Origin of the sequence: Paenibacillus terricola, from assembly GCF_014779765.1 — a bacterium.
In the GTDB taxonomy this organism is placed as follows: domain Bacteria; phylum Bacillota; class Bacilli; order Paenibacillales; family Paenibacillaceae; genus Paenibacillus_T; species Paenibacillus_T terricola.
Genome location: NZ_JACXZA010000012.1, coordinates 21,250 through 38,013 on the forward strand (window position 1 = coordinate 21,250; position 16,764 = coordinate 38,013).

The 16,764-nt window shown below is 54.0% G+C and carries 19 protein-coding genes; 5 read left to right on the forward strand and 14 right to left on the reverse strand.

Going from position 1 to position 16,764, the window contains the following annotated elements; all coding sequences use genetic code 11:
- Window positions 1-32: 32 nt before the first annotated feature.
- The 9 genes from tilS to yabP form a co-directional block, all read right to left on the reverse strand.
- On the reverse strand, window positions 33-1,481 hold the full coding sequence (tilS, locus tag H8B09_RS29060) for a tRNA lysidine(34) synthetase TilS (RefSeq protein ID WP_191207080.1): 1,449 nt from the start codon (window positions 1,479-1,481) through the stop codon (window positions 33-35).
- Window positions 1,482-1,530: 49 nt separating this feature from the next.
- Window positions 1,531-2,463: a serine/threonine protein kinase gene (locus tag H8B09_RS29065; RefSeq protein ID WP_191207081.1), complete on the reverse strand. Its 933-nt coding sequence runs from the start codon at window positions 2,461-2,463 to the stop codon at window positions 1,531-1,533.
- Entirely contained in the window at window positions 2,447-3,172 is a 726-nt protein-coding gene (locus H8B09_RS29070; protein WP_191207082.1) for a vWA domain-containing protein, read from the reverse strand. The genes H8B09_RS29065 and H8B09_RS29070 overlap by 17 nt, the downstream gene beginning before the upstream one ends.
- 214 nt (window positions 3,173-3,386) lie before the next feature.
- Complete coding sequence (locus H8B09_RS29075) at window positions 3,387-3,989, reverse strand: hypothetical protein (protein WP_191207083.1); 603 nt, start codon at window positions 3,987-3,989, stop codon at window positions 3,387-3,389.
- Between the two features lies 1 nt (window position 3,990).
- Window positions 3,991-6,468: a stage II sporulation protein E gene (spoIIE, locus tag H8B09_RS29080; protein WP_191207135.1), complete on the reverse strand. Its 2,478-nt coding sequence runs from the start codon at window positions 6,466-6,468 to the stop codon at window positions 3,991-3,993.
- A gap of 382 nt (window positions 6,469-6,850) precedes the next feature.
- Entirely contained in the window at window positions 6,851-7,342 is a 492-nt protein-coding gene (locus H8B09_RS29085) for a S1 domain-containing RNA-binding protein (RefSeq protein WP_191207084.1), read from the reverse strand.
- A gap of 169 nt (window positions 7,343-7,511) precedes the next feature.
- On the reverse strand, window positions 7,512-7,823 hold the full coding sequence (locus tag H8B09_RS29090; protein WP_191207085.1) for a septum formation initiator family protein: 312 nt from the start codon (window positions 7,821-7,823) through the stop codon (window positions 7,512-7,514).
- Between the two features lie 20 nt (window positions 7,824-7,843).
- Window positions 7,844-8,464 carry a spore cortex biosynthesis protein YabQ gene (gene yabQ, locus H8B09_RS29095; protein WP_191207086.1) on the reverse strand — a complete coding sequence of 207 codons (621 nt, stop codon included), beginning with the start codon at window positions 8,462-8,464 and terminating at the stop codon, window positions 7,844-7,846.
- The gene (gene yabP, locus H8B09_RS29100) at window positions 8,461-8,745 is read right to left on the reverse strand and encodes a sporulation protein YabP (protein WP_110046149.1); all 285 of its coding nucleotides are present in this window, start codon (window positions 8,743-8,745) and stop codon (window positions 8,461-8,463) included. The genes yabQ and yabP overlap by 4 nt, the downstream gene beginning before the upstream one ends.
- A 241-nt stretch (window positions 8,746-8,986) precedes the next feature.
- On the opposite strand from yabP, the gene H8B09_RS29105 reads away from it, so the two are divergent.
- The 3 genes from H8B09_RS29105 to H8B09_RS29115 all read left to right on the forward strand — a co-directional run bounded on the left by H8B09_RS29105 (window position 8,987) and on the right by H8B09_RS29115 (window position 10,953).
- Window positions 8,987-9,625, forward strand: a complete 639-nt coding sequence (locus H8B09_RS29105; RefSeq protein WP_191207087.1) for a histidine phosphatase family protein — start codon at window positions 8,987-8,989, stop codon at window positions 9,623-9,625.
- A 47-nt stretch (window positions 9,626-9,672) separates the two neighbouring features.
- On the forward strand, window positions 9,673-10,275 hold the full coding sequence (locus H8B09_RS29110; RefSeq protein ID WP_191207088.1) for a class I SAM-dependent methyltransferase: 603 nt from the start codon (window positions 9,673-9,675) through the stop codon (window positions 10,273-10,275).
- 198 nt (window positions 10,276-10,473) lie between these two features.
- The gene (locus H8B09_RS29115) at window positions 10,474-10,953 is read left to right on the forward strand and encodes a GNAT family N-acetyltransferase (RefSeq protein WP_191207089.1); all 480 of its coding nucleotides are present in this window, start codon (window positions 10,474-10,476) and stop codon (window positions 10,951-10,953) included.
- A gap of 93 nt (window positions 10,954-11,046) precedes the next feature.
- On the opposite strand, the gene H8B09_RS29120 is transcribed toward H8B09_RS29115, so the two are convergent.
- From H8B09_RS29120 to H8B09_RS29140, 5 genes are all read right to left on the reverse strand, one after another.
- Window positions 11,047-11,328 (reverse strand): RNA-binding S4 domain-containing protein, encoded by a 282-nt coding sequence (locus H8B09_RS29120; protein ID WP_191207090.1) that lies wholly within the window; start codon window positions 11,326-11,328, stop codon window positions 11,047-11,049.
- A gap of 3 nt (window positions 11,329-11,331) precedes the next feature.
- A complete protein-coding gene (locus H8B09_RS29125) occupies window positions 11,332-11,604 on the reverse strand; it encodes an HU family DNA-binding protein (RefSeq protein ID WP_006038139.1) in 273 nt (90 codons plus the stop codon).
- Between the two features lie 192 nt (window positions 11,605-11,796).
- Window positions 11,797-13,296, reverse strand: coding sequence for a bifunctional methyltransferase/pyrophosphohydrolase YabN (gene yabN, locus H8B09_RS29130; protein ID WP_224754122.1), 1,500 nt, complete (start codon window positions 13,294-13,296; stop codon window positions 11,797-11,799).
- Between the two features lie 30 nt (window positions 13,297-13,326).
- Window positions 13,327-13,581: a hypothetical protein gene (locus H8B09_RS29135; RefSeq protein WP_191207091.1), complete on the reverse strand. Its 255-nt coding sequence runs from the start codon at window positions 13,579-13,581 to the stop codon at window positions 13,327-13,329.
- 17 nt (window positions 13,582-13,598) lie between these two features.
- Window positions 13,599-15,080: an oligosaccharide flippase family protein gene (locus H8B09_RS29140; RefSeq protein ID WP_191207092.1), complete on the reverse strand. Its 1,482-nt coding sequence runs from the start codon at window positions 15,078-15,080 to the stop codon at window positions 13,599-13,601.
- 213 nt (window positions 15,081-15,293) lie between these two features.
- Here H8B09_RS29140 and H8B09_RS29145 point away from each other — a divergent pair, with 213 nt between their 5' ends.
- Complete coding sequence (locus H8B09_RS29145; RefSeq protein WP_191207093.1) at window positions 15,294-15,884, forward strand: copper amine oxidase; 591 nt, start codon at window positions 15,294-15,296, stop codon at window positions 15,882-15,884.
- Between the two features lie 90 nt (window positions 15,885-15,974).
- Window positions 15,975-16,703, forward strand: a complete 729-nt coding sequence (locus tag H8B09_RS29150; RefSeq protein ID WP_191207094.1) for a metal-dependent hydrolase — start codon at window positions 15,975-15,977, stop codon at window positions 16,701-16,703.
- Window positions 16,704-16,764: the final 61 nt, after the last annotated feature.

Genomic DNA, 16,764 nt, shown 5'->3' on the forward strand with positions numbered 1-16,764 from the left:
GTAGCTTATATGTATGATCATACAAGGGCCGCTTATTCAATGTTCGTGGTGCTGGGTACGGCTTGAATTCGCAATACGTTCGTCGTCCCTGCATCCGTCAATGCAATTGCGGAGCGTCTTGCTCCCGGGATCCACAGCACTTGACCGGCCGCATCAACCAACAACGGCATTCGGTCTCGCTCTGATGGCGGGATTTTCAGATCAACGAACATATCTTGCACTTTTTTCGTGCCGTTTAATCCAACAACGCTCATCCGATCGCCCGGCCTGCGATTGCGGACGGTTAACGGAAACAAGAGCTGGTCCGCATCAAAATCAGCGCCATATCGCCCTCGCTCATCGGCCGCTGTGACTGCATTCGTCAGCCGAAACGACAATCCCCCCTCTGGAACGTCCAAGACGTCATCCATTGCTTCAATTGTGTACGCGTATGGCGGCCAACTGGACTTGCGCGAATGCGGCTCACCGATCCACCATCTCAGCCTGTCGTATTCGCGATAAAATCGAATTCCTCCTCCTGCATCCGTCTGCCATGTAGTTGGAGACGTTGCAAGCGCGGCATGCCGAATGGCTTCGATCCGCTCGAAATCCGCTTTATCACCAGGCGTTAACCCAGCTGTTTCCATCGAGAGATAGTTTAATATTAGTTTAATCAATCTTCTTTGTAAAGCAAGCGGGAGGCTGGCCAAATCCGCTCTTTGCAGCTCACAGAATGACCCAAGCGAACGAGCTGCCAATCGATCGAATGCGCGACGCGTTTCATCCTGCATCCACTGATCCTCTGCAGAAGCGATCTCGGCGAGCCGGTTCAAGGATGAACTTAGCTGGGGATTGTGCTGTTCCAGATACGGCAGCACATCCAGCCGCAGTTCGTTGCGCCAATAATCGCGTTTCTCATTGCTGCTGTCGATCGCATAAGGAATGCTGTGAAGATCTGCATAGGCTGCTAGTTCCGCTTTGTTTATACGCAGCAGCGGGCGAATCAGTTCCACATTTTTATCGCGCCGCTTAACGGGAATGCCGGCGAGCCCTCCGGTCCCCGTTCCCCGCAGAAGACGCATTAGAACGGTCTCGGCCTGGTCATCGGCATGATGGGCCAGCGCAATGTGAGAAGCGCCATGGCGGGCAGCAACCGCATGCAGAAATTCGTATCGTTTCATCCGGGACGCTTGCTGACTATTCATTCCTGTGGCTTCTATATAGGAAGGCATATCAAGCGTTACCGACTCGAACGGAACTCCCAGCTTCGCCGCGAACGTGCGAACCAACGTCGACTCATTCGCTGATTCCTGTCCGCGGAAACCGTGATCGACATGCGCCGCCACCAACTGCAGTCGCTCAGTATCCGATACGGTATGCAGCAGATGCAGCATCACCATCGAGTCGGGTCCGCCCGACACAGCTGCCACGATGCAATCCCCTTCTCGCCACAGCCCATGCTCGTCTTTGAATGCCAGCAGACGCCTCACCCATTCGTCCATGCTACCCTTCCCCTCGCTGTCCTGCTGTCGTCACGTGCTTCTCTTCCATCTACCATTCGATCCATAGCCATATTGCCGCACTGGCGGCAGCGCCGGCAGACAGCATAAACATCCACTTCATCCAGGCAGGCACAGCCTGTCCGCTCTTCAGCGTATCGGAACGGCTGACAAGCCGCTGCCATGACGCCGATGCTTCGCGCGCGTTAGCGAAGCCGCCCGTCATCGCTTGATTGAGCCAACCGGTAAATGGACGGAGCGCCGGTTGCTGTTGAACTAGGCGAAGCAGCTCCTCCGGCGAGCGATTCTGCGGCAGCAGCTGACGCGTGAGCAGCTGCAGATGTTTGCTGTCGTGCAGTTGAATGCACAGCAGTGCGAACGAGAACAAGTCATAGCCGGCATCCGCCGTGCGGCTGCCGGCGTTCCAATAGCCGCGGTCGTAAATTTCGGTAAATTGTCGAACACTCTTGCCGAACCCTGTCAGACCGCCGTAGTCGACAAGCTCGACTCGGCCGTATTCGGCTACGAGAATATTCTCAACCTTCAAGTCGCCAAACGCCCAGCCTGCATCATGCAGATCAGACAACATTCGGAGCAGATTATAGCCGACCAATGGGAACCATTCTGATCCTTCTTTAGCAAGGTAGTCCGCCAGCGTTACGCCCCGGACATAGCGCATTACATAGAACGGATACTCACGGCCGTCAGGCATGACCAGATCGTCCACATCGACAAGAAACGGCTCGATTTCCGGCCGTTTCGATCTTTTCTGCAAATCGAGCGATTGCAGTACATTTATCTCCAATTGAAGGTCCACCGCATCGGCACCCACCTTCAGCGCATACCACGCTTTGTGCCGCTCAACGAGAAACACTTTGCCGTTGGCGCCTTCCCCCAGCATTCGCTCGACTCGGTACTGCTTCCCTTTCCACTTGCCGGCTGCAACCGACCCGCGGTTAAGGCTGAACTTAAACGACGTAGTCACTCATCATCCCGTCCGTTTCATCTCTGCTCTTTCTACCATAATCCCCTTGTCGGTAAAAATCAATGACCTGCATGATCGCTGGTCCTGTTGGTGTCGTGCCCCGCATCTGCAGTTTAGGGAAGATCGCCTGTACGCCAGAGAGATTATTCGTCCAATCCAGGTCGAGCGTGCAGTCATCCCCGTACGATGAGCCTGGAAAATGGAACACGGCCAGCTCGCTTGCTCCCTGCCTCGCCTGGAGGCTTAGCATTAGATCGCGAATTGCTTCCTCTACCGCCGCAAGCTTCGGCTTCATGCTGGCGCTCGCATCGATGAGCAATGCGACGCGCAGCTTCGACGTCTCGCCAAGCTCGTCGATAACGCGGACGACCTCGCCACGCTTCTCTGGCGGAAGCGATTCTATCGATGTCTGTCCGAATACCTGACGCAGCTCCTTCTGCACCGCCTGCTGAATCGTCTGCACGACGGTTTTGCGCGTCATCATCTGCACGGTCTGCGACAGCTGCTTCGTATTGACGAGCCGGCTCATGCCGCCGCCTGCTCTTGCAATCTCTTCAATCTCCGTCGCGCCGAAATCGCCGACCTCGCCTCTATCAACGACACCAACCACGTTCACTGTAATGCCCTCCGCATAAGCATGTGCAGCTGCGACAACCGGGCTGACGCCGACATTCGAGCAGCCGTCCGTTACGAGCAAAATTTGTTTCATACCATCGCCTCCTAAACTTAGGGTTGCTGGAGCTAGCAAATCGATGCTTCTCTCTACCAGCGTTGCCCGTTCACGAGGTTTTTAGACGCTAGTTTTCAACCATATGAAAGCTAATAGACCTTACGCATCGAGTTCACTTCCTTTCCGTCACAACGCAAAGAAGCTCGGAGCATACGAGCGCCATCCTGGCGCTCACGTGCTCCGGGCTTCTTCATCATGAAGGGTGACCAGCCTCCTTTCTTCCCCGCTCGAACGGGGGCACTCGGATAGGCGAGCTAAATCGTCGTGTTCTCACAGAGAAGATCATATAGATGTCCTGATAGGATGAATGGGCCTGCATCCTTGCAGTGGGCGGCTCCGCCATGCGGAATCTCGAATAGGTTCGTGTCAGCACCGCCCTCGGCCTGATTCGCTTCATCGCCCGATCAGAGGAACGCACTTGTACGACGGCCTGTTTGGAAGTCTTCATGGTTGGCGGCACCGCTCCAATTGTCGGCAGACTCATTCGATTCAGAAGCTGCTCAGGCAGTCGGATCTCCTTCTTGATCGGAGTATAACGAAGAACTGGCTTACTTGGCGGCAGCATCCGGAATGCCACTCTTGTCCGGGAGCGCTTACGACTTCGAGCCTTAATACGCATATACGGCTGGACTTGTTTCTGCTGCTCCTTATGCGGCTGTTGTTCAGCTTCCTTCTCCGGCTGACTTACCGTCTCCTCTACGATTTCAATCGGCGCCAGCAGACGCTCGATATACCGATCACGGCTAACTTGCTCTCTCGACTTCCGCTTCCCATTCACACTCACTCTATACTTCATATTAGCTCACCGTCCTTGGGCGCTCGAAGCGCGGAATGCCTGTCCAGCGGAAGGTTGCCCATTCCGGCTGATGGCGTTCGACACGTGCGACAACAACCGTCATATCATCGACAATAGCACCTTCATGGTAGCGAACGACTTTATCAAGCAGCGAATCGGCAATTGCTTGCGGCTCGGTCACGGTAATCTCTTGAATCATCCGCTTCATCCACATCTCCTTATTCACCGTATGACCCGGTGCATCATAGATTCCATCCGTCATCATAATGAGCGTATCCCCTGGCTGAAGCTGCATCGTAATGAGATCCACATCAATGTCTTGCAGAATACCGACCGGCAAATTGTTCGCCGTGACTGGAATAACCTCCGTTCCTCGTTTGATGAAGCTTGGCGTCGAGCCAATCTTCAGGAAAGTTGTCTTCGCCGTATACATATCAATTAACGCAACGTCGACTGTCGCGAATACTTCGTCAGGGGAACGGAGCAGAAGCACCGAGTTGACGGACTTGATTGCCAGTCGCTCGTCCATTCCCGATTGGAGCAGTTGCTGCAAAATGGTCAACGCTGTGCTGCTTTCCAACCTAGCACGCTCGCCATTACCCATACCGTCGCTAATCGCGACAGCGAATTTACCGTTGCCAAGCTCAACGGTGCTGAAGCTGTCTCCCGACAGCAGGTCGCCGCCTTTGGCAAGACCAGCGATACCTGTCTCGACCTCAAACTCCTTGGCCGAACCAAACGTAACAAGTGCAGGTTCACCATTGCGCTCTGGATAACGTTCGGATTTCACGGCAATATTTTCGCCCAGAATGTCCGTCAGCAGCGGTGCGATAATTTTACGACACTCATCATACCCCCTTGCGAATAAATGATAAACTTCGATTTCCACGTTACCTTCTTCCAGACTTATAATATCGATGCTCTGAATGGATAGGCCCAATCCTTCCAGCGCCTCGCGAATTTGCTCCTCCTGCAGATGCAGCGTCTGTCCTTCCCGCTTAATCTCCTTCGCCAAATCTTCCATAACCTGCGACACGCCCGACAGTTGGTCGGCAACGAGCTGGCGCGAGTCGATAATTTGCTTCTTCCAATGGCGATCATTCTTATACAACTCGTACTGTTGCGCCATAACGCCGAGTACCTGCTGTGGCTTCACGCAATGCGAAGTCCAAGATTTCGGCATCTCTTTGCTCGTAGGCTTGCGCCCCTCCTCTACCGATGTCATCATCTCTGTCATCAGTTTATAAGTCTGATAAAACTTCGCGTCCCAGCACATGCTGCGGCGATGGCAGGATTGGCAGCTCTTCTCGGCTACCGCATTCATGAAATGGTTGAATTCTTCCTCTCGTTTCACCGCTTCAACAGCTCCATTGAACTGTCCGAAGCTCTTGGACAATTGGCGGAACACTTCAGAGAACTGCTCCACCCGCTCCGCCGTTACTTCACGGACGCGTCTAGCGTATTCATGCTGCGACTTCACATGCTCCTGCGTACCCGGTACATAACGGGAGATCGTCCGAATCATCAGACGTGGTGTCAGCAGGAACAGCGTCGCTGCAACAAGCGATTCATAAGTGGAAGCCATCACATCGGATTGACTTCCTATATATATAGAAAGAATAGATGTGCCCAGCAGCATGCCGAACGAAACCGCCATTTTCCCCCCATCTCTCATCAATCCAGCCAATAAGCCGGCAAACGCCAGCAGACTCATCTGCACAACCGCATTAAAGTCTGCCAAACTAAGAATCAATCCTGCCACAACGCCAACCGACGCACCAAGCGGCGCACCGCCAGCGAAAGCGAACAACAGCAGCATATACCGCGACATGACATGCTCAGCCGACATCCCATAGATACTCCAGCCGACGGTCCCCGTCATAATCGAAGCCATCAATATCATGAGACAAATAATTTCTTCATTCCGCAGTCCGCTCGACCTCTTCGTCATGGTCAGCACCGGGATAGCTTGTACAAACACAAGCGTCAGCACGAAGGACAAACCCGCTTCAACTGCGATCATCATCAGATCGTACCAGCCCAGCGTATGCGCCAATACGGCGCCGAATAGCTTCACGAGCAGGGTAGAGGTGAACACAAGCAGCGGCGCATACGATAACTCGGCTTTCTCGTAAGATTCCAGCCCTTTAATCATTAAGAATACAATTGCCAGCTCCATGGCGATCCAACCTGGGGATGGTACAGGTGCGAAGAAACTGCCTGCGACGAGCGCGAGGCCTGCCCAGAAACTCACTTCGCGTCTTAAGAAATACAGGACGGCAAAATAAGCAGCGGCGAATGGCATGAGCGATTCAAGAATAACAGCGCGACCAAGCAAGAACCCGACGGCAACAAGAAGGATTGTCCATTTCTTGGCTGAGACCATCTGTATCAGCTTGCGACCGGCAGCCCACTCGCGGCCCTTGCGAACCGCATTCTGTACCGCTGTTGTCCCCGCATGCTGAACACCTGGAAACATAACCAGCTTGCTTCTCTCCCTCACGAGATACACCACCATTTCCGAGTTAATGTGTTTCCCATTATAGGCGCGCGCCTTTATGAAGTTTGTCACAAATCGCTTTATGCCTAAAATTTTTTTACGACAAAACGCCCGTCATGCTGCACACTTGTCGGGAACCGCGTTCGTGCAGGCCCAGCTTGGGTTTGAGCATTGTTCCCGGCAAGCGGTTCGAAATGTCTCGACAAGCCATGTAACCGTTACCGCTTGGCGAATTAACGTCTCCTCTGTCGGGATAGCTGGACTTTCGGGGGAAAGTAATTGGTATATCTCCGCAAAACGCAAAAAAAGCAGAACCATTAAGGTTCTGCTTCATTATGCCTATGCTATAACGTATATCGCTCTATACCCGTTTAGCTCCGCGTCCGCCGCGTTTGCCTTCGGTGTTCTTCTTGAGGGAAGAAATACGCTCTTCGCTATCTTTCAGGAAGCGCGACATTTTGTCTTCGAATGACGGTTTTCCATACGGCGCCTTACCAGAGGATGATTTAAATGGACGTCCGCCGCGGTCTTGTCCACCGCCGCCGCCCCGGTTGAATCCGCCACCGCCGCCGCCTGTGCGTGGTTCACGCTGTTGGGGTGCTGGCTGTCCCTCCGGCCGGTCGATTGCCTGTTTAATTGATAGTCCGATCTTGCCGTCCTTGTCAACATTAATGACTTTCACCTTGACGACATCTTCCAGCTTCAGGTGGTCCTTGACGTCCTTAACGTAGTTGTCGGCTATCTCGGAGATATGAACCAGTCCTGTCACGCCTCCAGACAAATCGACGAATGCACCAAAATGCGTGATGCCTGTCACTTTACCCTCTAACTTCGCGCCCACTTCAATTGCCATAAAAGAAAATGTTCCTCCCTAAGGAATTATACATGTTGGTCTAAAAAGAAAACGTTGACGCCATCCTAGACAGCGCGTCACGTTCCAAAGACCTTACTATAAGTAATTATAGCTTAACGTAGAAAGCAAGGTCAACAGACGAAGAACCCGATTTTGCAAGGTTCATCGACTATTCCGCCGACTGAATGATCTTCTCTCCGTCACGTGTCATGCCTTGTTGATTAGCAAGCTGACCGATATACTCGGGGTCGCTAAGACGTTCGATTTCCTGTTTGAGATCGGCCATCTGTTTCTCAGAAGCAACCTTCTGCGCCTTTGCATCCGACAATCGCTGTGACTCGCTGTTCATGCTGAATTCCTGATTAATTAGCGTATACAATGCCCAGCAAGCGAAAATTACAACGCCCGCCATATAAAACCGCATGCGACGCTTCGAACCGACTGACGTCGCTTCTGATCTGCGCTGCCTCTCATTCGCCAAGAACACTGCACCACCTTTCTTCAGGGTTTGCGGCCGAATGTTCGCTTCCACCAAGCGGCCGTCTTGTTCGCCACGTTAGCCGCCTTCTCTCCAAGGCGCCACCGCGCGACAATCGGCATCAGCCAATTCATCAATGGCCGCAGCAGCGGCCTGAACATCCATCTGGTCAACAGCCAGAATGGACGGATCAATTGTAACACAATTTTGTAGCAGAAAATAGTAAGGGCCAGTAAAAACCCAAGCAGCACCTTGCACAGCTTGTACAAGATGAGCAGCGGCCGGATGATAAATATATGAAACAGCCGTATGAATAAGCCGATCAGATAGCGCACCGCTCCGATCGTCCAGCGGACAGTCGCGATGACGGCTCGACTGAGCAGCAGGAAATAGACAATGACGCCAAGAGCCAGTCCCAGAAATACGTACGCCCGCACCTCGCCATTGTTGCCGGCGGACAGCACCTGGAATACGACAAGCGTCGCCGCTGCCCAATAGAGCAGATCAAGCACGGGAAGCGTCCACTTGGCGAAACGCAGCTCATGCGAGACTACGCGATAGCCGTCGAACACAACCCCCATGCCGATACCGGACAGCAGCATCAGGCTCATCGTGAGCCACTGTTCACTGAGTGTTAAATTCACTTGAACAGCTTCCCGAACAGGCTCTTCGATTTCGTCTGCGGACTGCCATCCAAATAGGCGAGAGAATGGATCAATCCTTCGATTGCGACTTGCCCTTGCTCCAGGCTGAGATGCTTCATATGCAGATTCTGGCCCCGAACCGTAAGAAAACCTAGCTCGGTTTCCAATAAAAATTCTTCACTGTCGAAGCTTTCGACGTTACGCACGCCAGAGAGCTCCAGCAGCTTGCGGTTTTGCATCTTCATTTCTTGCCGTTTCTGACCTTTACCTTGATCCTGCATGGCCGCGTCCCCTCCTTCGAGACTAGCCTATGAAGGAGCAGTAACGATTAGAACGACTGCATAGATGTAATAGTATGACTGTATACAAAACCGATCAGTATCTCGTTATTTACATGTATCGGCTGTAGGTTCGTAATCTATGAGTGCCTGTGCAAGAAACGTATGTCCGCCAAAAGGGATGGGCAATATGACGTTGTAGAGAGCGATATAGATACGGTTAACATAGGAGATTCATATGCTTATGAAAATGATACCTGAAGCGCGCCAGTTCGCGAACAGCACGGAGCAGCGTGCCGCGGCATTGCCTACGACAATCGGGCTTATCCTGCACTATCCGGTGAAGCAACCGTCTCGCCCGGGGCGTTGCGACGCTCAGCAATTCGCAAGCTGGTGCGACCGTTACAATAGCGCGGCCGTTCGGCTGCCTGAAGCATCCCCCTTCCATCCCGGCGACTGGGATGTCTGCTTATCCAGCGACATGCGGCGCGCTGCTCATACGACCCGTCATCTATGGGGGGAAGAGAGCGGCATCGTCTACTCATCCGCGCTGCGCGAAGTAGAGATAGCGCCCTTCTGTCAGACGAGGCTTAAGCTGCCGCATACCTTGTGGAGCCTGATAGGACGCGCCGCCTGGTATGTCTCTCATCCATCACAGCCTGAAACGCTGCGACAGACGAGGGCAAGAGCATCTTCGCTTGTCGACTCCTTGCGTGCCTTCGGCGAAGGGCAACGTGTGCTCATTGTCTCGCATGGCTTCTTCCTGCTTATGCTTCAGCGGGAACTGCGTAAGAGAGGCTATCGCAGTTCAGGCGCTTGGCATCGGCGCCGGACGATCGGGGAGCCGCTGGTTTGGAGGTTGGGCGCGATTACCGTATCATAAGAGGGTAGAGGCGGCTGCTTGTATTGATGCGGACAGGGGAGAATGTGATGGCAAATACCGACAAGTTTGAAATGATTGCGCAAATGTACGATACGCCCGAACGAATTCATATTGCTAAGGTGTCGGCAGATGCCATACGTAAACACTTAACCGGCGCGGCTAATAAGAGCGCCATTGATTTTGGCTGCGGAACGGGCCTTGTCGGCATGAATCTGTTAGACGATTTCGGCTCTATGCTCTTCCTCGATACATCACCGAAGATGATCGAACAAATCAAGCAGAAAATCGAAGATGCTCGCATTCAGAATGCAGATACATTATGGTTCGATATCGAAGCGGAAGATCTGTCGACTGTTCGTGCGGACTATATTTTCATGGTGCAGGTGCTCCTCCACATCCCTGACATTGAGCTCGTTCTGTCTCGGTTGTTCGGTGTTCTGAATGAGGGCGGGCATTTGCTGATCGTCGATTTCGATCACAATGAGAATGTCGTTTCCGACATCGTTCATAACGGCTTCGACCACCAAGAGCTAACCGACACGATGACGAGAATCGGCTACAAAGATATTCAAATCGAAAACTTCTACTCCGGCAGCAAAATATTCATGGGGCAGGATGCATCGATGTTTGTGCTAAATTCTCGAAAATAAACAAAAAAAATCGCCACATCAATGTGACGATACCTGTTTTAGACATAATTAAAGCAAGGGCGCTATTTCCAGCTCCTTACTATAGTAGTATAAACCATGTGAAAATATAAGTCTACTTTATTTTGGAAGAAACGGTTACTCTTTGTATGCGGGTTGCAGGTTTATTCATTCAAGACCCCCCCATAGGAGGAATCGCATATGACCGTTACGCTTAGAACAATGACTTTGGAAAACCGACGCTCCATCTTTAACTTAGAAGTTTCAGAGGTTCAACGCCGCTATGTCGCGTCGAATCTATCAAGCGTTGCTTCGTGTTATATACTTGCAACGAATGGCGGGCATCCATTCCCGTTTGCAATTTACGCAGATGAGCAGCCGGTCGGGTTCGTCATGTTGGTTTACGGCATTACTGGGTATGATGAGCCGTCGCTAGCGGAAGGAAACTACTGCATTCTGCGCTTGATGATCGACAAACAGTTCCAGAATCGAGGTTATGGGCGAGAAGCGATGAAAGAAATACTGGCGTTTATCCGCACATTCCCTGCAGGCCCTGCACAATACTGCTGGATTCCGTATAAGCCGGAGAACAACCCTGCCAGAAAGCTGTATGAAAGCTTCGGCTTCCGCGACAATGGAGAGGTATTCAACGATGAGTCCATTACCGTACTGAGTCTCTGAATGCGATCAAACCGCTGCGGGGTCAGGAACCTCAGCATAAACAAAAACCGCTTCACGCCGCCAGTGTTACCTGACAACGTGAAGCGGTTTTCGCTAGATCCAATCCGGACTGTTGTCCGATTGGCGCGTTTCTTCTTTCACCAAAGTATAGAGCGTACCAGCTTCATCCTTGCGGGTCGTCTCCGTCAACCGTTCAACGCGAACGGTAACCAGCTTCGTCCCGTATTGGATCGTCAGCTCGTCTCCAAGCTTCACCGTACTGCTAGGCTTAGCCTCTCGGCCGTTCAGCCAGACGCGCCCCTGCTCGGATACGTCCTTCGCTACGGTGCGCCTCTTGATCAGCCTCGATACCTTGAGAAACTTATCTAGACGCATCTATTACTTGATTGCATCCTTCAGTTTGTTGCCAGCTTTGAATGCAGGGACTTTCGATTCTGCGATTTCGATTGGGTTGCCCGTTTGCGGGTTACGACCTGTACGGCCGGAACGCTTGCGCGTTTCGAACGTGCCGAAGCCGATCAGTTGTACTTTGTCGCCGCTTGCGAGTGCATCCGTAACTTCACCGAGGAAGCCGTTAAGAACCGCTTCTACGTCGCGTTTCGTCAGACCGCTCTTTGTTGCAATGTTGTTAATCAAATCCGTCTTGTTCATTAGTAATGCCTCCTATAGTTCATGGGTTAGAATCATAGAAATGGCCCCGTACGTTAATACGTTTTCGGGTGATTTGCCGTTTGGCTTCCTAGTAATTCTGCCTAGTGCTAAAAAAATCCTGCTAAAAGTTTAAAAAAATTTGCGAATTTTGAAGAATAGCGCCGTAATATAGCGAATATGGGCGAATTGCGCCTATTCTTTCGCCTTGGCTTCCTCCCAGAATCGGTCCATTTCTACTAAATCAGTCTGGTCAAAAGTTCGGCCTTCTATACGGAGGCACTCCTCGATATACGCGAATCTACGCATAAATTTAGCATTCGTACGCGCCAATGCCTCTTCCGGATCGGCGTCTACGAATCTCGCCGCGTTGACGACAGCGAATAATAGATCGCCCAGTTCACCGATCTTCTCATCCGGCGTCCCTTCGCTTGCTGCTTCGCGAAGCTCGCCGAGTTCCTCTTGGATTTTCGCCAGAACAGGGTCTAGATCATCCCAATCGAAACCGACCTTCGCAGCCTTCTTCTGAATCTTGTAGGCGCGCATAAGCGCTGGAAGATCCTTAGGAATGCCATCGAGCAGCGATTTGCGCTTCTCCGCCTCGCCGGTCCGCTTCTTCTCTTCCGCCTTCATTTGTTCCCAGTTGCCGAGCGCCTCTTCCGCATTGCTTGCACCACGGTCGCCGAACACATGCGGATGACGGAAAATCAGCTTCTCATTCAACGTCTGGATTACATCATAGACGCTGAAGGAGCCCACCTCTTCTTCCATCTGGCTGTGCAGCATGACTTGCAGAATAACGTCGCCGAATTCCTCGCGCATGCCGTCCGGATCGTCGTTATCTAGTGCTTCAAGCGCTTCGTACAGCTCTTCGATGAAGTTTTTGCGGATCGATTGATGCGTCTGTTCACGATCCCACGGGCACCCTTCCGGGCTGCGCAGTATCGAGACGATTTCATGCAAACGGTCGAACGATCGGTTCTGCAACGCCTCATCGTCAGAACGCGGAAGAAAGACGAGCGACAGGTTGCCATAGCCGTCGATCCGATCCAGCTCATAGAGCGGCACGGTGACGATCGACTCTTCGTCCGCAACGCCAAGCGCATGGCCAACGACGACCGGATGATCATCCGGATAGCGCTCCATGAGCGTCAGCTTCAGGTCGGAAGCGGTAAACACGTCGTACACCTGACCGATGACGGTGTGCAGCGCCGGCTGCAGCTGCGAAGGCTTCAAATCAGCCGCATCGAGCAATTGGAACCCTTCGATAGGATCGAACCCAAGGCGAACGAACGCTTGATCCAAGAAGCTCTCGCCGCCGAGAATGTTGAGCTGGATGCCCGCATCGCCGCATCGCTCGCGAAGCAGCTGAACGGTGCGCTCGGCAACCATCGGATGGCCAGGTACTGCATACAAGATGTCGGACGAGCCATCTGCGCTTGAAGCAAGCGAAATAAGCTCCGAGGCAATCGCCTCGTAAACATCAGGGAAGCTATCATGCGCTTCATAGAAGCGGTCGAATGATTCGTATCGGATGCCGTTCTCTTGCAGCAGGTTCATCATCGGGTGATGCTCGGTCCGAACGTATAGGCGGGAAGCGTTCTGCAGCCTGCGCCATACGCCAAGTGTCAATTGGTCCGCATCGCCGGAGCCAAGCCCGACGACGGTTATTGCGGGTTTCTGTTGCAGCATCATTGCTTCAACCTCCTCATCGTGCCGGCGCCGCTATTCGCGCGGCGCATCAGGCTGCGGCTGCGGTATGAGCCGCAGCTTCGTTAACCGGGCGGCCATTCGCTCGCCGCCCGGCAGCGCGCGCCATTCGCGCGCGCCAATGCCGCCGCTGCGAAGCAGCGCGGCGACGAAGACGCAAGCGCCGACGGCTGTGCCCGTCAGCGCTTGCAGCGCCGCTGCCGCCCGCGGCGGCAGCCCTGCGCCGAGCGCGTGCGTTGCGCGCTCGGTTAAGGCGAGCGCCGCGGCCATGCACGCGAGCGCGAAGCCTAGGCGGCACGCCGCCGCAAGCGCGCCGCCGCAAGCGCGCTGCCGCGATGCGCAGCAGCGGCAGCGGCGGCGGTGCCGCCGGCGCCAGCGCTTGCGGGCGGCGAAGCTGCAAGCGCGGCGCGGGCCGCCGCGGCGGCGATGATCGCGGCCGCTGTGAGCGCGATCACGCCTGCGGCGGCTGCGCCGGCGATGCCGTGCGCCGGCACGAGCGCGGCGTTCAACGCCGCCTTCAGCGCAGCTGCGCCAAGCAGCAGCAGCGCTGGCAGCTTCACCTGGCCGCAGCCCTGAAGCACAGCCGCCGACACCGTGGAAACGGCCGCAGCTAGCGCCGTTAAGCCAATCCATGCAAAGGTTCCCGTCGCATGATCGTCGGCGAACAGCATAACATTGATTGGCCTAGCAAGCAAGGCGATGCCCAGTGCTGCACCCGCTCCAATCCACCATGCAGCACGCAGTGCCAGCCCCGCCTGACGGCGCGTTTCCTCCCATTGCTCCCGCCCGCGCGAGAGGGCAAGCGTAGGCACCATCGCCGAGGCAGCGGCACCGCTAATCATCGCCACAAGCTGGACCAGCGTCTGCCCTCGGCTGTACATGCCGAACTGCGACATCGCCGCAGCATCCGGCATGCCCATGCCAATTAATAGTCGCGGCACCATGAAGACATCCACGACAGCCGCCAACGGCACAACAATAGCTCCGAACGCCATTGGAAAAGCAAGCTTCGACAGCTCCTTCATCTCCACGGAGAGACCCCGCTGCTTCTGTACCTGCCCTGATTTCTGAGCCGCATGGACCTCGACTTCCGCATATGCAATGCCTTCTGCACGCGCTAGCCGCCGCTGCTTCCAGGCCATCAGCGCCATGGCTGCAAGCGCGCCCGCACCGGAGCCCGCCATCGCGCCCGCAGCCATTTGCGAGTCCTCCCATGCACGAGACAAGCCCCATGCAAGCAGGGCCGCCATCACCGCTACCCGAACAAACTGCTCGACGACTTGCGACACCGCCGGAGCGGACATATCGCTTCGACCTTGCGAGTAGCCGCGGAGCGCCGACAACGCTGGGACGAACCAGAGGGCGAAGGCAACGGAGCGGATCGCTCCCGATGTATGCGCATCTCCAATCGCGGAGGCAAGCAGCGGCGCACCAAGCCATAGCAAGGCAAAACCTGCCGCGCCGGAGGCGCCCAGCAGCCATAACGCGGCACGTCTTGCTTGCAGTGCTCCTACCCCATCTCCAGCAGCAAGCCGTCTGGCGACGACGATCGCAACCGCGGGCGGCAGTCCTGCCGTTGCCGCCACGAGCAGCAGCTGATAGAGCGGATACACCGCGTTATAAATGCCGAAGACGCGGTCGCCGGCTAGATTTTGCAGCGGTATTTTTTGAAGCACGCCAAGCAGCTTGGATACCAGCATCGCCGCTGCCATCAGCAGCGCGCCGTTCCAAACGTGCTTATGCGCTCCTTGTCCCGTCTCACTGTTCATTCTGGTCGGTTACCTTCCATTCCATACGATGGCTTCATTATAGCAGGAAATTAGACATTTCCGCCCTATTTCCCGCCAAAATAGGCCAAAAGTGTCCCCTGGACGGTTCTCAGAAAAATGTTGTAAAAAACAAAGTAAATACTGTACAACTTTCCAACGTTTTGTGCATCTAACTTAATGTTCAAATAATTATGACTTAGAGGAGGTGCACCATTGAAGTCCAAAACGTTCAAGACCGTCCTCGTTTCTATCGTTGCGTTGTGTTGCTTCGGTGCCAGTGTCGTGTATGGGGATGCGCTTACAAAGAAAATCCGTGTCTTTGTAAACGGGCAAGAGTTGTTTAACCTTGGCGTTGTGGTCGATGACAAACCGTATCTTGCGGTTGATGCTGTCAATAAACAATATAAAGGGATTACGGCATGGGACGAGAAGAAGCAAACCGTCAGCATCGACACGCCTAACGTCCACATGATTACGAAGGACGGCAACTCGATCTTCGGCGGGGTGGATAAAGGCAAGAAGGTTTCGTTCAATGTTTTCGCGCAGATCGATTCTCTCGAGACCGATATTTCCTCGTTCCGAATTACGTTGGTTGATCCTTACGGCAGCGAGACGCTAATCGAAGAACGCAAAGCAGGTCAAAGCAATTTCCCGGACAAAGGGAAGACGAATTTCTGGATCAACAGCTCTGACATTACATACAAATTCACCGTCACCGGCGACTACACGGTCCGTTTCTATATGAAACCGGTCGGAGACGATAATTCGTATGTCGTATCGGAGAAATTGATTATCTGTACCTAATCCTGTATATGCAAACATATGTTTGCATATGTCGACTTTTTCCACTACAATAGGGATATCGCTTAGTATTGTTGAAAGGCGGTGTGCCCTATGAAAGGCTCCTCGCATCTTGTCGTCAGCACCGGCATATCGCTCGCATTGACTGCATTAATCCAACCATCACTCACACCCATGGCGGCCGCAGCCGCTATCGTCGGCAGTCTGCTGCCCGATCTGGATGAGCCGAACGGACTGCTCGCCAACCGGACGTTTCCGAAGGGAGCCATACGGGCCCTGCAGGTTATTATTCTGCTTGCGGCAGCAGCTGTTGTATGGCTGACAAGCACGCAGTACCCATGGAACTGGGCGGCAGGCGCAGCCATCGGATTGACCGCCTTCGCTTCTATACGCTGGCTCCGCACGCTGCTTATGCTCATTGTCGGCGGTGCGCTCACCGTTGCCGGCGTCATCTATGATACGCGGCTATCGGCTGCCGGATTGGCGCTTGTCGTCAGCGCGCTCGTGCCGCACCGCGGATTTACGCATACGTTGTACGCGACCGGACTATGGACCGCAGCGCTTTATTGGATGGCGCCAGATGAGCTTAGCGTACCGATCGCAGGCGGCTTGTCGTATCTGCTGCATCTGCTCGCTGACGCCTTGTCACAGCGCGGCATTCAGCCGCTTCCTCCGATTCCTTGGAAGCTTCGGGTACCGCTCATGCGATCAGGCAAGTTCAGCGCCGCAGTTGTCGAAACCACTGCGATCGGCTTCACCTTCATTCTCGTCTGGATCGTCTTCGTTCAGATGGGGTATTGGCGGCTGTGGATCGGCTTCTAGCGCGGCACATATGTGGGGTTCGCTTCTAAATGACGCGCTGATCACTTACGTTCTCTCGTTG